The 14,458-nt window shown below is 58.2% G+C and carries 10 protein-coding genes; 3 read left to right on the forward strand and 7 right to left on the reverse strand.

Going from position 1 to position 14,458, the window contains the following annotated elements; genetic code table 11:
- Positions 1-10: 10 nt before the first annotated feature.
- From AC2FJ6_RS08630 to AC2FJ6_RS08640, 3 genes are all read right to left on the reverse strand, one after another.
- Positions 11-1,156 carry an HlyD family secretion protein gene (locus tag AC2FJ6_RS08630; protein ID WP_496668825.1) on the reverse strand — a complete coding sequence of 382 codons (1,146 nt, stop codon included), beginning with the start codon at positions 1,154-1,156 and terminating at the stop codon, positions 11-13.
- Positions 1,157-1,177: 21 nt separating this feature from the next.
- Positions 1,178-1,540 (reverse strand): DUF3302 domain-containing protein, encoded by a 363-nt coding sequence (locus AC2FJ6_RS08635; RefSeq protein WP_170769505.1) that lies wholly within the window; start codon positions 1,538-1,540, stop codon positions 1,178-1,180.
- Between the two features lie 83 nt (positions 1,541-1,623).
- The gene (locus tag AC2FJ6_RS08640; protein ID WP_170769506.1) at positions 1,624-2,385 is read right to left on the reverse strand and encodes a DeoR/GlpR family DNA-binding transcription regulator; all 762 of its coding nucleotides are present in this window, start codon (positions 2,383-2,385) and stop codon (positions 1,624-1,626) included.
- A gap of 198 nt (positions 2,386-2,583) precedes the next feature.
- Between AC2FJ6_RS08640 and glpD the strand changes: the two genes are divergently transcribed.
- The gene (glpD, locus tag AC2FJ6_RS08645; RefSeq protein WP_170769507.1) at positions 2,584-4,158 is read left to right on the forward strand and encodes a glycerol-3-phosphate dehydrogenase; all 1,575 of its coding nucleotides are present in this window, start codon (positions 2,584-2,586) and stop codon (positions 4,156-4,158) included.
- Between the two features lie 50 nt (positions 4,159-4,208).
- Here the strand turns inward: glpD and AC2FJ6_RS08650 are convergent, their stop codons facing one another.
- From AC2FJ6_RS08650 to metG, 3 genes are all read right to left on the reverse strand, one after another.
- A complete protein-coding gene (locus AC2FJ6_RS08650; protein ID WP_170769508.1) occupies positions 4,209-7,346 on the reverse strand; it encodes an efflux RND transporter permease subunit in 3,138 nt (1,045 codons plus the stop codon).
- 3 nt (positions 7,347-7,349) lie between these two features.
- Entirely contained in the window at positions 7,350-8,528 is a 1,179-nt protein-coding gene (locus AC2FJ6_RS08655) for an efflux RND transporter periplasmic adaptor subunit (protein WP_170769509.1), read from the reverse strand.
- A gap of 274 nt (positions 8,529-8,802) precedes the next feature.
- Positions 8,803-10,521 carry a methionine--tRNA ligase gene (gene metG, locus AC2FJ6_RS08660; protein ID WP_170769510.1) on the reverse strand — a complete coding sequence of 573 codons (1,719 nt, stop codon included), beginning with the start codon at positions 10,519-10,521 and terminating at the stop codon, positions 8,803-8,805.
- A gap of 218 nt (positions 10,522-10,739) precedes the next feature.
- Between metG and AC2FJ6_RS08665 the strand changes: the two genes are divergently transcribed.
- On the forward strand, positions 10,740-11,495 hold the full coding sequence (locus tag AC2FJ6_RS08665) for an OB-fold-containig protein (protein WP_237217147.1): 756 nt from the start codon (positions 10,740-10,742) through the stop codon (positions 11,493-11,495).
- Positions 11,496-11,528: 33 nt separating this feature from the next.
- Positions 11,529-13,190 carry a flotillin family protein gene (locus AC2FJ6_RS08670; RefSeq protein WP_170769511.1) on the forward strand — a complete coding sequence of 554 codons (1,662 nt, stop codon included), beginning with the start codon at positions 11,529-11,531 and terminating at the stop codon, positions 13,188-13,190.
- A gap of 30 nt (positions 13,191-13,220) precedes the next feature.
- Here AC2FJ6_RS08670 and AC2FJ6_RS08675 read toward each other — a convergent pair whose 3' ends face one another.
- A complete protein-coding gene (locus AC2FJ6_RS08675; RefSeq protein ID WP_170769512.1) occupies positions 13,221-14,441 on the reverse strand; it encodes an MFS transporter in 1,221 nt (406 codons plus the stop codon).
- Positions 14,442-14,458: the final 17 nt, after the last annotated feature.

Below are 14,458 nucleotides of genomic sequence, written 5' to 3' on the forward strand. Positions count from 1 at the left end.
CGCTATGTCCTCAGATATCCAGCGGGCGGATGAAGTTCGCGAATGAGTAGAGGCGAATGTTGATGCGCCGCAGAAACTCAAAGCTTTTGCCCTGACCGGTATAGATCGCGACCGCCGCGTGGCCGCCTGCGGGGAAGGTGTGACCATCCGGAATATCGACCGAGATTTGCACCGCAATGCGGCCCGGCAGTTTAGGCAGCTCAAAGCCGGGCAGGCGACCCGAGGGCAGGTATTGACCCTGACGGGTAGCCCACCAGATCGCCTCGACCTTACCGGTAAGGATTTCACCGGGATAAAGGTCCAACGCGACCTCAACCTCTTGCCCCGGCTCGACGAATTTCAGGTTCTGCTGCCGGTAAGTCGCCAGAATATAAGGGTTGTCGGTGGTGACAAAGCTGGCAATTGCCCCCAGACGCAGGTCTCCGACGACAAGGCCGGGTCGGGCCTGCTGTGAAACGATCATACCATCTTCGGGCGCGTAGATCGTGGTGTTGTCCAGATAATACTGCGCCTTGTCCAATTGAGCCTGCGCCTGAAGGATACCGGTATTCACCCCATCGATCTGCGACGCCTGCGCCAGTTCGGCCTTTTCCAGATTGGCTTGTGCTTCTTTGATCTTGGCCTCATCTTCGGTGACTTGTTCGTTCCAGCGATCCAGCTCATCCTGGCGCGCACCGCCTGCGGGGACGAGGTTCTGATACCGCGTCTGCTGGGTCAAAGCGTATGCAAGCTGTGCATTGGCGCGTTCGACCGCTTCGCCCGCAGCGATGACATCCTGTTCGAGGATTTTGGCATTTTGCTGCGCGGCCACAAGCTGGGCCTTGGCTTCATCCACTTCAAGCGAAAAGACAGTGTCATCAAAACGATAAAGGGGGTCGCCCTTTTTCACGTGCGTGTTCGGCTCGACCAGAACTTCGGTCAGCAGGGTGGGGCCGGTCAAACGTGGCACGATCTGGATGGTCGCACGCACCACATGGCTGTCGATGGAAAACGGCTGGAAGAAGCGCAGGGCGACCAGAAAGATCAACAGCAGATGCGCGCCGACCCAGAAGGACACGATCCCCCATGCAATATTGAACTTCAGCAATTGCAGTTTGAAGAAAATGAGCCAAACGAAAATAAGATAAAAAAGCGTAATGCCGAGGGCGACAAACATCGTGTGGAGGGTCCTTTGGCCTTAGCTTTTCTGCGGCTCATCCGGATCAAGCGGATCGCGGTATTCTTCGTTAAGCGTACCCCCCAACCGTTTGATTTCCTTGCGAACCGCGTCGCGTTCGTCGTCGGGCATCCGGCGGATATCGACGGTGGTGCCATCATGAAAGGCCCAGATGAAGGCATGTACCCAGGGCACGATGGCCAAAAAGCCCATCCAACCCATGATCTTGACGGCCTCGGCATGCGGATGGTTGCGCTTGATCGCGATGCGACCTGGCAGCCCCATAATGAACAAAAACAGCGCCATGACTGCGCCCAGCAGAAGGATCAACGCGACAAATGTCAGATAGTCATAGTAGCCAAGGGGTTGGCCCAACAGTCCCATGCTCGTGCCTCCTTGTTGGAAGGTTACCCCATCCTCAGACGTTGGCACGGGGTTCGTCAATTAAATTATCGGCTGCCGCCCCGTCAGGCGCACAGTTTGACCTTCGTATTCCATTTCGCGCATTTCTTGGCCAGGTCTTCTGCCAAAGGTTGATCAGTGTAGAACACATCAACATCGGTCAGAGAGGCGATCCGCGCGGGTGCGGTTCGTTGGAATTTCGAGTGGTCGGCGACCAGCAGGCTTTGTCGGGCTTGGGCAATGATCGTCTGGCTGACCTTAACCTCCTGAAAGTCGAAATCCAGCAAATCGCCTGCCGCATCCAGGGCCGAGCACCCAATCACCGCATAGTCGAACTTGAATTGCTCGATGGTCGAGATCGTCAGATCCCCCACCAACCCACCGTCCGAGCGGCGCAGCACGCCTCCGGCGACCACGATCTGGCAGTTTGGGTTTTCGACAAGGATATTGGCGACATTCATGTTGTTGGTCACGACCATCAGGTCTTTGTGGTTCAGCAGTTGACGCGCGACGGCCTCGGTCGAAGTGCCTATACTCATGAAGAGGGACGCACCGTCGGGTATGTCCTGCGCGCAGGTTTTTGCGATCTGAACCTTGGTGTCGGCGTTCAGCGCACGGCGGTCTTCGTAGCCGATATTCGACACGCCCGACCGCAAGACCGCACCTCCGTGAACGCGGTCCAGCTTTCCCATGTCCGCCAGTTCAGAAAGGTCGCGGCGGATGGTTTGTACAGTGACATCAAATCTTTGCGCCAGTTCTTCGACCATGACACGGCCATCCTGTCGTGCAACTTCCAGAATGTCGGATTGGCGGAAGGACAGGGACATTTGAGACTCCGATAAGGGAATGTTCGATTTTATTCCTTTCCAACCTGTTTGCGGGAGGTTTCGGTAAAACTGCAAGGCTATTTTGCCAAAATTTCCATTCTGATGCAAAAAACGAACAATAACGAAAGTAAACATTGACGACCCGAGCGTGTATCGGGTTAATGGCGCTGAGTTTTCACGTCATGGGCATCTTGAGATATGACTCAGCAAAATCAGCAAGTGACCGACCTTTTCATTATTGGTGGCGGGATCAATGGCTGCGGTATCGCGCGGGATGCCGCCGGGCGCGGATTGTCGGTCATGCTGGCCGAAATGAACGATCTGGCTTCGGCTACATCCTCAGCCTCGACCAAGCTGTTTCACGGCGGGCTGCGTTATCTGGAGTATTTTGAGTTTCGACTGGTGCGCGAGGCTCTGATCGAACGCGAAACCCTGCTGCGGGCGATGCCGCATATCAGCTGGCCGATGCGGTTTGTGCTGCCTTATCACAAGGACATGCGGTTTGACTCTGAGACGCCGACCTCACGGCTGCTCGGCACTGTGATGCCATGGATGAAGGGGCGCCGCCCGGCGTGGCTGATCCGTCTGGGACTGTTTCTTTATGACCATCTGGGCGGACGTAAAATTCTGCCGGGGACCAGCGCGTTGGACCTAAGCACTGCGACCGAGGGCGTTCCGTTACAGGATCGGTTCCAGACGGCCTATGAATATTCCGATTGCTGGATCGAGGACTCGCGGTTGGTTGTCCTGAACGCGCGGGATGCCGAGGCGCGGGGTGCGCAGATCATGACCCGGACCGAAGTTCTGTCGGCAAAACGCGTGGATGATCTCTGGGAGATCACGCTCAGCGACAAGCGGTCAGACGAGACCCGCACAGTGCGGGCAAAGATGCTGATCAATGCGGGCGGTCCCTGGGTCGGCGATATCATCCAGACTAAAATCCACATGAACTCACGCGAAGGGGTTCGTCTTGTGCGCGGTAGCCATATCGTAACGCCACGGCTGTTCGACCACGAAAAATGCTACTTCTTTCAGGGTGAGGATGGCCGCATAATCTTTGCCATTCCTTACGAACGGGATTTCACCTTGATCGGCACCACCGATCAGGACCATGCTGACCCGTCTGAACCGCCTGTCTGCACTGAGGCTGAGCAGGATTATCTGTGTGCTTTCGCCTCGCGCTATTTCAAATCGCCGGTGACGCGGGATCAGATTGTCTGGACCTATTCGGGTGTGCGCCCGCTTTATGATGATGGGGCTAGCAGCGCCACAGCGGCCACGCGAGACTATACGCTGAAGGTGAACGCCGTGGGCGGGGCACCTGTGTTGAATGTGTTTGGCGGCAAGATCACCACCTATCGGCGTCTGGCCGAAAGCGCGCTTGAGAAAGTGGCGGAACACTTCCCCGATCTTCCGGGGCCATGGACGGCAGGCGTCGCCTTGCCGGGCGGAGATTTTCCGGTGGATGGTGTGGAAAAACTGATTGGCCAAATTCAGGCAGAGTTTACGTTCCTTGATCGCGGCTGGGCCGAGCGGCTTGTGCGCGCCTATGGCACCGAAGTACGCAACATATTGGGTGATGCGAAAACAACCAGTGATCTGGGCGAAGACTTCGGCGCGACACTGTTCGCGCGCGAGTTGGACTGGCTGACAACCCGCGAATACGCCTGCACTGCCGAGGATGTGGTCTGGCGACGCAACAAGCTGGGGCTGAGGCTGACGTCGGAGCAGATCGCGCGCATTCAGGCGTGGATGGATCAAAAACTGGCTTGAACGACCTGTACACAGAAAAAAGCCCCGCTGGTTGAGCGGGGCTTTTTGGTTCAGGCTGTTTCCTCGGATGGGCCGGGGTCGTTCTTGGTGCCCTTGATCCATTCTCGCAGTCCCTGCATCAGGGCATAGAGAACCGGAACCAGAATGACACCGATCAGCGTCGCCGCCAGCATTCCTCCGAACACGGCAACACCGATGGCCTTCTGGCTGGCCGCACCGGCGCCATTGGCGGCTAGCAGCGGCACAACACCAAGCAGGAACGAGAGCGCGGTCATCATCACCGCGCGGAAACGCTGATGCGCAGCTTCGGCAGCTGCTTCCTTAATCGACAGGCCGTTGGCGCGTTGCTCCATCGCAAATTCGACGATCAGAATGCCATTCTTCGAAGCGAGCCCCACAAGCATGATCATCCCGATCTGTGTATAGAGGTTGATGTCACTACCGACGATAGCCACCGCCGCCACCGCCCCGAACAAGGCGACGATCACAGATAGCAGGATCGAGACTGGCAACGACCAACTCTCGTACTGACCCACTAGGAACAGATACCCGAACAAGATTGCCAGCCCCAGGATCACGATCACCAGACCGCCCGAAGCCAGCTGCTGCTGCGCTGTGCCGGTCCACTCAAACGCATAACCGGGGGGCAGGGCGTTGGCGGATTCCTCGGTCATGACAGTGATTGCATCGCCGCTGGACAAGCCGGGGGCAGGAACCGCCGTCACCGTGGCAGACCGGAACAGGTTGTGCCGTTTCAGCAAAACCGGACCCAGCACATTTTCCACGTCGATCAACGTTCCCAAAGGAACCATCTCGCCCTTGGTCGAGCGAACATAGAGGTTTGCGATGTCGTCGACCTTGGTCCGGTATGACCCTTCGGCCTGAATCATCACGCGGTAGACCCGCCCGAACAGGTTGAAGTCGTTCACGTAGTACGAACCCAACTGCGCCTGCATGGTCTGGAAAATCTCGGCCACCGAGACTTGCAGTGTTTTGGCCTTTTCACGATCCAGATCGACAAACAACTGTGGAACATTGGCGCGGAAGGTTGTGTAGGCCTGTCCGATCTCAGGTCGTTGGTTCGCCGCATAGACAAACGAACCCACGGCCGAGGCCAAATCCTGAGGCGAGCCCCCTCCGGTCTGCTGTACCTCCATCTCGACACCCGCCGACATGCCCAGACCCTGAATGGGGGGTGGGTTGAACGCCACGATCGAGGCTGCAGATTCGCCGTTTGCAATTGCCAGAACTTTGCTCAGGATAGCGTCGGCGGTCAGGTCCGGCTCTTGCCGCTCTTCCCAGTTCTCAAGGTTCACAAAGATTGCGGCCCCGTTGGTCGTCGTGCCGTTCAGCAACGAGAACCCGTTGACTAGAACGGTACTGGCCACACCCGGAATTTCGCGGATCTTGTCGTCGACGCGGCTGGAGACGGTTTCGGTCCGCTCTAGTGTAGCAGCGTCGGGCAGTTGGATGTCCACGAATAGATATCCGTTATCCTCAAGCGGGATAAAGCCCTTGGATGTGGTGCCCATGATCGTACCGGTGCCCATCGCCAGAACGACGATGACACCTAAAGCCACCACCGGCAGGATCAGCATCTTGCGCACAATGGCGACGTAGCCGCTGCGCACGGTTCCGATGAAGTTTTCGAACATCGCCAGCAGCCCTTTTGGAGGACCGGACCGCGCCCGCAGCACCAGACCGCACAGGGCAGGGGACAGTGTCAGTGCGTTGATGGACGAAATCACAACAGCGGTCGAAATCGTCACTGCAAATTGTGAATAAAGTCTTCCTGAGATGCCCGGCATAAAGGTTACAGGCACGAAAACAGCCAGTAGAACCAGGGTGGTCGCGATCACCGGCCCGGTGATCTGGCCCATCGCCTTGCGGGTCGCCTCGGCGGGGGGGAGGCCTTCTTCGGCGATGATCCGTTCCACGTTCTCGACAACCACGATGGCGTCATCCACCACGATCCCGATGGCCAGCACCAGCGCAAACAGAGAGATCGTGTTCAGCGACATCCCAAAGGCCAGAAGGAATGCGAATGTTCCGATCAGAGAGACAGGGATGGCCACCGCTGGAATGATCGTTGCCCGCCAACTGCCCAGAAAGACAAACACCACTGAAATCACCAGAATGAAGGTCAGGATCAGGGTCGAGACCACGTCATTCAGCGATTGCTCAACGAAATCGGTTGTGTTGAAGGGCACTTGATATTCAACATCCGTCGGGAAGGATCGCGACAGGCGATCCAACTCGGCCTGAACGCGTTCAGACACGGCCAACGCGTTCGCGCCAGGAGCCTGGTAAATGCCGATGACGGTAGCAGGCACAGCCTGGAAATAGCCCGAGGCCGAATAGAACTGAGCGCCCAGCTCGACCCGTGCGATATCCTTGACCCGTACAATCGATCCTGCCTCACCAGTACGGATCACGATATCACCGAATTCATCGGCCGAGGTCAGTCGGCCCTTGGTCTTGATGGTGTACTGAAATGTTTGGCCCTCTGGCACAGGCGGAGACCCGATAGACCCTGCAGAGACCTCGATATTCTGTTCCCGGATGGCACTGATCACATCGCCCGGCGTGATCGACAAGGCGGCCATCTGATCAGGGTCCATCCAGATTCGCATTGCGTATTCCAGGTTGGTCAGAACATCAGCCTTACCAACGCCCTGAACCCGCGCCAGCGCGTCTTTCAGGTTGATCGACGCATAGTTCGACAGGAAGACACTGTCATATGTCCCATTGGGCGATGTCAGCGTGACCAAGAGCAGCATGTTGGTCGAAGCTTTTTGCGTGACGACGCCCGAAGAGGTCACTTCGGTAGGCAGCGAAGACATCGCCTGTGCCACGCGGTTTTGCACGTTGACTGATGCGATGTCGGGGTCAGTTCCGACTTCAAACGTAATATTCAGCGAATAGGAACCGTTGTCGGACGATGTCGACGTCATATAGATCATGTCGTCCACACCGTTGACCTGCGCCTCGATCGGGGCGGCGACGGTGTTTTCGACCGTCTCGGCATTTGCACCGGTATAGGTGGTCGTAACACTGACCACGGGCGGGGTGATGTCGGGGAATTGCGCCACCGGCAGCACCATGTAACCGATGCCGCCCATGATGGTCAGCACCAGCGAAATGACAAGCGCCAGCTTGGGCCGGCTGATGAACAGGGCAGAGAACATCCGTTATTCTCCCGGCTGCTCAGAGGCGACAACCGCATCAACGGCAACACCCGGACGCACCCGTTGCAAACCCTCGACAATCACGCTTTCCCCTGCGCGCAGCCCATCCTTGACGATGATAGCGGTCTCAACCGTGTTGCCGGTGGTTATATAGCGCTGTTCGACCATTTGCTGATCATTCACGACCAGCACAAACTCGCCCCTCTGATCGCGCTGCAAAGCGGCTTGCGGGATCAACACCTCAGTCGTTGGTTTCAATGCCTCGATCTGCACGCTTAAGAATGCACCATCGACGATCAGACGCTTGGCGTTGTCGAATTGAGCCCGCATCCTGATCGCCCCGGTCAGCGGGTCTATTCGGTTGTCGACAAAGACGATTGTACCTTCCTCATCCAGTTCGGTCCCGTTGGGCAGGACAACTTTCACCACTGGGCTTTTATTGCTTTCCGCAAGCGAGGCGGCGTTTTCACCCACCGCTTGCAGAACCGACGTGAACTCCTTTTCGTTCAGCGAAAAATTCACATAGATCGGGGCTTCGCTGACTATATTCACCAGTGGTGGATTATTCGGCCCAACCACATCCCCGACACTTGTAGTAGCGCGACCGATACGTCCGTCGAAGGGAGCGTGGATTTCCGTATAGCTGAGATCAAGTTTGGCTTGTTTAATCGCGGCCTGCGCGGACTTGACCTCGGCTTCGGCCACCAGTTCATTGGCGCGGGCAATGTCGCGTTCGGATTCTGGGGTCGCGTCACGCTCGTACAATTCCTGTTTACGTGCGAGCTCCACCTTGGCCAGTTCCAGATTGGCCTGCGCCCGGTCCAGATCGGCATTTCTGGCATCCAGCGTGGCCTGATAGAGGTCAGGCTCGATGGTAAACAGCAGATCGCCTTCCTTAACCAACGCACCATCTTCCACGTTCTGACTGTCCAGAAACCCGCTGACCCGAGCGATGATATCCGCCTTATTCAGCGCCTCGGCCCGACCGATAAAGGTTGCTTCCTCGGTAATGTCCTGAGTGTAGGCGGCCGCGATTGAAACCTTGGGCGGTTGCGCATCGCCAGTGTCTTGCGCTGTGCTGGGATCGGCAAGTGTAATCAAGCCCAACGCGGCAGCGCAACTGAGCGCTTTGAACGACCGGCCACTCTGCAAAGGTTTCAAAAAGTTTGGATCAAAGAACATGGCGAATGCCTCGTGATGGTCTAACAAAAATCGACCCGACCACCCACTTACAGGCCGAGTCGATTGCACTTTGAGACGAGGATGACGGGTTTGCGATTTTTTCTCAAGCGTATTGAGGTTTTTCGCTGGGGATAAGATCTAGAAAAAATGCTGGAAGTGCGGTTGTTTACGTGGTGTTTTTCGCTTTTTCTCTTTTGGGTTTGGGGTCGTGTGCGAACAGGCGGGCAAGAAAAAAGGGGCCGAAAGGCCCCTTTGTCTTGATCCTTGTTGGCGCCTAGATGCGTGTGCCCGCGAAGCGGGTCTCCCAATCTTCGCGCTGCTCGTCGGTGATCTTGGCGAACAGCACATCCGGCACCGCGAACGCGTGACCCGCAGGTAGCGCTTCCAAAGCCTCGGCCACTTGATCGGGCCAGCTTGTGTCCAGCGTATTCATCGCGCTGAGCATCCGGGCCGAGGTTTCGGGGATGAACGGCGCGCTGAGCACCGCGTAAAGGCGAATCAGGTTCAGGCCCAGGCGGACCTGCGCGGCGGCTTGTTCGGGGTCTTCCTTGAAGGTCGACCACGGCGCCGCAGATTGCAGATATTCATTGCCTGCCACCCAAATCGCGCGCAATTCTTGCGCTGATTTGCGAACCTCCATCGCCTCCATGAACCCTTCATAGGCACGGACGCGGCGGGTGAGTTCCGCGATAAGCTCTTGTTCACGATCACCAAATGTGCCGCCCTCTGGCACCGCCTCACTGAATTTTGAACGGCAGAACTTGGTGATCCGGCTGACGAAATTGCCCAGCACGTCAGCGAGGTCCTTGTTCACCGATTGCTGGAAATTCTCCCACGTGAACTCGCTATCGCTGCTTTCCGGCGCATGGCTCAGCAGCCACCAGCGCCAGTAATCGGCGGGCAGGATCTCAAGCGCCTGATCCATGAAAACGCCGCGGCCTTGGCTGGTCGAGAATTGGCCGCCATCATAGTTCAGATAGTTGAAGGATTTCAGGTGATCGACCATCTTCCACGGCTCGCCCGAACCCAGAATTGTGGCGGGGAAGCTGAGCGTATGGAAGGGCACGTTGTCCTTGCCCATGAATTGTACGTAACGGACGTCATCCGCACCTTTGTCGGTGCGCCACCAGCGTTCCCACTCTGCATCCGGTTTGCCGCTGGCATCGGCCCATTCCTTGGCGCAGGCGATATATTCGATCGGCGCGTCGAACCAGACATAGAAGACCTTGCCTTCCATCCCCGGCCAGTCCTGATCGCCTTTCTTCACCGGCACACCCCAGTCCAGATCACGGGTGATGCCGCGATCCTGCAGGCCGTCGCCGTCATGCAGCCACTTCTTGGCAATCGAAGTCGTCAAGATCGGCCAGTCGGCTTTGCTGTCGATCCATGCATCCAGCTGATCTTTCATCGCGGATTGGCGCAGATACAGGTGCTTGGTCTCGCGGATCTCTAGATCAGTCGAGCCGCTGATGGCGCTGCGCGGCTCGATCAGGTCGGTTGGGTCTAACTGCTTGGTGCAGTTTTCGCACTGATCGCCGCGCGCGCGGTCATAGCCGCAGTTGGGGCAGGTGCCCTCGATATAGCGGTCAGGCAGGAACCGGCCATCGGCGTTGGAATAGACCTGTTTCTCGCTGACCTCACGGATCAGCCCGGCCTCGTCCAGCTTGCCAGCGAAATGCTGGGTCAGTCGTTTGTTCTGATCGCTGGAAGACCGCCCGAAGTGATCGAAGCTCAACCCAAAGCGGTTCGCGATATCGGCCTGAACGGCGTACATATCGGCGCAATAGTCTGCCACCGGTTTGCCCGCCTTTGCTGCGGCCAACTCTGCTGGCGTGCCGTGCTCGTCGGTGGCACACAGGAACATGACCTCATTTCCTCGGCCGCGCTGGTAGCGTGCATACAGATCAGCTGGCAATTGCGAGCCGATCAGGTTGCCGAGGTGCTTGATCCCGTTGATGTAAGGGATCGCCGAGGTGATGAGAATCCGAGCCATTTTGCGTTTCCACGTGTCTAACTGCGCGACCGTCTACCTTATGTGACCGCCCAGCAAAACCCCGGCTTTTACCCACATGTCATTTTAGACACGCATCTATCAGAAAACGCGCCACTGATGCGGCCGCCGATTGTACCCGGATGACAGCGCGCAATACCCATAGGTTGTAAATTGGAATCACAACCTCTTGAATTTCGAGAAATGACTTCCCATATGAAATGTATACCAAAGTATACAATAACGAGGGCGATCCGCTGATGTTCGACTTTTTGCTCGAGGGTGCTTTTGTGCCCTTTACCCTTTCGCTTGCGCTGCTGTTCGGTCTGCTGGCGCTAGAGCTTGTGGCTTTGGCGATCGGCGGCAGCATACTGGCGGGTGAGGGCGAGGTTGACCTGGATGCGGTTGATGCGCCTGATCTGGATGTGGCCGACCTTGATCTGGACATCGACTCGGATGTTGATCTGGGTGACTTTGAGCTGGCCGAGATCGAGGCTGATGCGCCGGGGGCCGAACCGTCCGGGCCTATGGCATGGTTGGGTCTGGGCAAGGTGCCCTTCATGATCTGGCTGGCGGTGCTGCTTGCGGGCTTTGGCCTGTCGGGCATGGGCCTGCAACTGGCGCTGCGCGACCTGCTGGGCTTTGACCTGCCATCTTGGATCGCCGCCATCCCGGCTGGCGCATTCGGACTGTGGTTCGCACGCGGCTTTGGCGGTGTTTTTGCCCGCCTTCTGCCCAAGACCGAGACCGAAGCGATGTCGGAACGGATGCTTGCTCGCCGTCGTGGTGTGATCACCCAAGGCACCGCATCGCGCGGCCGACCGGCCGAGGTGCGCGTCATGGATCGCTTTGGCAACACGCACTACCTGCGCGCCGAGCCACTGCAGGACAAAGAGATGCTGGAGCAGGGCACGGATGTCCTTGTTCTACGCGACAGACGGCGCGACCGGTTCGTTCTGATCGGCTTGTCAGACTAACCAAATTTCAAACCCCAACTCGGAGGATTTTGCATGGAAGTTCAATTCCTGGCCGTCACGGTTGTGACAATTCTGGCCGTACTCTTGTTCATTGGCCTTGTGCTGGGCCGTCTCTATCGTCGCGCTACGCGTGAAGTCAGTCTGGTGAAAACCGGGGCAGGCGGCAAAAAGGTCATCATGGATGGCGGCGTCATCATTGTGCCGCTGCTGCACGAGGTTAGCCCCGTCAACATGAAGACCCTGCGCCTTGAGGTGCAGCGCAGCGGTGAGGCCGCGCTGATTACTAAAGACCGGATGCGCGTGGACGTAGGTGTCGAGTTCTACGTCTCGGTCATGGCGACCGAAGAGGGTATCGCACGTGCCGCGCAAACGCTGGGCGACCGCACTTTCGACGTTGAGCAACTGCGTGAGATGATCGAAGGCAAGCTGATTGACGGCTTGCGCGCCGTGGCGGCTCAGATGACCATGGATGGTCTGCATGAGAACCGCGCCGACTTTGTGCAAGAGGTGCAGAATGCGGTGTCCGAAGACCTGTTGAAGAATGGTCTGTCGCTGGAATCTGTCTCGCTGACTGCGTTGGATCAGACACCGTTCGAGGCGCTGGACGAAAACAACGCCTTTAACGCCGTGGGTATGCGTAGGCTGGCCGAGGTAATTGCCGTGTCCAAAAAGGAACGCGCGCAGATCGATGCTGAGGCCGAGGTTGAAGTGCGCCGCGCCGCGATGGAGGCGGAACGCCAAAAGCTGCTGATCGAACAGGATGAGGCGCAGGCACGGATTGAGCAGGCCCAAAAGGTCGAAACCATGCGCGTGGCGCAAGAGGCCGAAATCGCGGCTCGGACCGAGGACTCGGTGCGTGAAACTGAACGCGCCAGGATCGCCCGTGAAGAAGCCATCCGTTCGGCCGATATTGAGCGGGAGCGTAAAATCCGCGATGCCGAGATTGCCAAAGAGCGTGAGATTGAAGTGGCCGAACAGGAACGTCAGATCATCATCGCGCAGAAATCCGAAGAGGAAAGCCGCGCGCGTGCGTCTGCCGACTTGGCCCGTGCCGAGGCGACTAAGGCAACCGAAGCCGTCGCGACCGCCCGCGAGGTGGCCGAAGCCGAGCGGATCAAGCAGATCGCTCTGATCGAAGCCACGCGTGAGGCCGAACGTCAGGCGACCGCGATCCGGCTGGCCGCGCAGGCCGAGAAAGAGGCCGCCGCGGACCGCGCCGAAGCCCGCCGCGAAGAGGCGCAGGCCGAGGCGGACGCGCTGAACATCCGGGCCGAGGCCAAGAAAAACGACATGCTGGCCGAAGCCGAAGGCAAGCGCGCCATTGTCGAGGCCGACAATGCTCTGTCCGCGGCCCAGATCCGCATGAAGGTCGATATGGCGCGGATTGAGACGATGCCATCGATCATCTCGGAGATGGTCAAGCCTGCGGAAAAAATCGACTCGATCAAGATCCATCAGGTGGGCGGCATCGGGGCCGGGGCCTCGGGCGGCGCGGCCAACAGCGACAAGCCGGTGGTCAATCAGGCACTGGATTCGATCATGGGCATGGCGGTGCAGATGCCCGCGCTCAAGAAGCTGGGCGAAGAGCTTGGTCTGTCGATGGAAAACGGTGTCGGCGGCGTAGTGAACGGAGCGCTAGAGCAGACGCAGGACCCCGTCGAGGGGCTGGAGGACGAGACGCCTCCGACCCAGTAACAAAAGGAAGGGCCGGGATTTCCCGGCCCTTTATTCTTCGCGCGACCGCTTCAGCAGTCGCCCGATGGTGAAGGATGTGCGTGGAGCATAGACATAGTTCGTGCGTTCGTCCGGGGTTGGGCGCGACCGCATCCGCGCTAGACCGAACACGATCAGCCCCATATGACCTACTGCCACAAAGGCAAACAAGGCACCCGGCCCATACTGCTGGATCAGCGTGGATGAGATGTAGGGTGAGGCAATAGCCCCCAGCGCGTACCAGAACATCAGCGCGGCAGAAAGCTCAACCCGTTGTTCGGTCGTGGCAAAGTCGTTGGCGTGGGCAGAAGATACCGAGAAGATCGGGAAGGTGGTCAAGCCAAAGAACCCAGCCGCCAGCATGACGCCGAAGGTACCGGACCCGCTGGCCGCCATTGTGATGCCGCAGCTGAGCACTGCAGCGGCAGACAGCCAGATCAACACCCATCGCCGGTCATATTTGTCGGCCAGCCATCCCAGTGGATATTGCGCCAGCGCGCCGCCAAGAACGAAGGAAGCCAAGAAGAAGGCGATCTGATCCACACCCAGCCCGACCTCTTGCCCATAAACCGGGCCGACCATGCGAAACGAGGCAGAGCTAAGCGCCGACACAATCACTCCGGCCACCGCCAGAGGTGAGTTTGTCCAGGCCAGTCTGGGGCGTAGGCGGGGCGCGTCGGGCGTCTTAGGCTGGCTGGCCCGGGTCAGGGCCAGAGGCAACAGCGAAGCACAGCACAAGATGGCCAGCAGGTTGTAAGACACATAAGACGCGGGTGGCAGCACGGCGATAATCAATTGCGCGCAAAGCGACGCGCCCAGATCGGCGATGCGATAGCTGCCCATCACGCGGCCACGCGACTCGTTTGTGACCTTGGCGTTCAACCAAGCCTCAATCACTGTATAGCAACCAGCAACGCAGGTGCCTGACGCGATCCGCAGTACGGCCCATATGTTCGGGTTTTCAGTCAGAGTATGGCCCAGCAAACCCATCGCACCCAAGGCCGTACACACAGCAAATGCGCGCGAATGTCCGACGCTGCCCATGAGGCGAGGTGCCCACCAGCAGCCAACAAAGAATCCTATGAAATGCGCGGACCCCAATAAGCCGATCTGCTCGGTCGAGAAATCCAGTGTCAGGCCCGAGATGGCGTCAAGCGGGCCGACGCCTCCGGTCGAGAGCTGTAGCAAAATGACCGAAAGAAACAGGGCGGCAAAGGAAATCATCGTGCGCATAACGCCCCCACCTTGCG

This window comes from Ruegeria sp. CDSA089 (assembly GCF_059612205.1).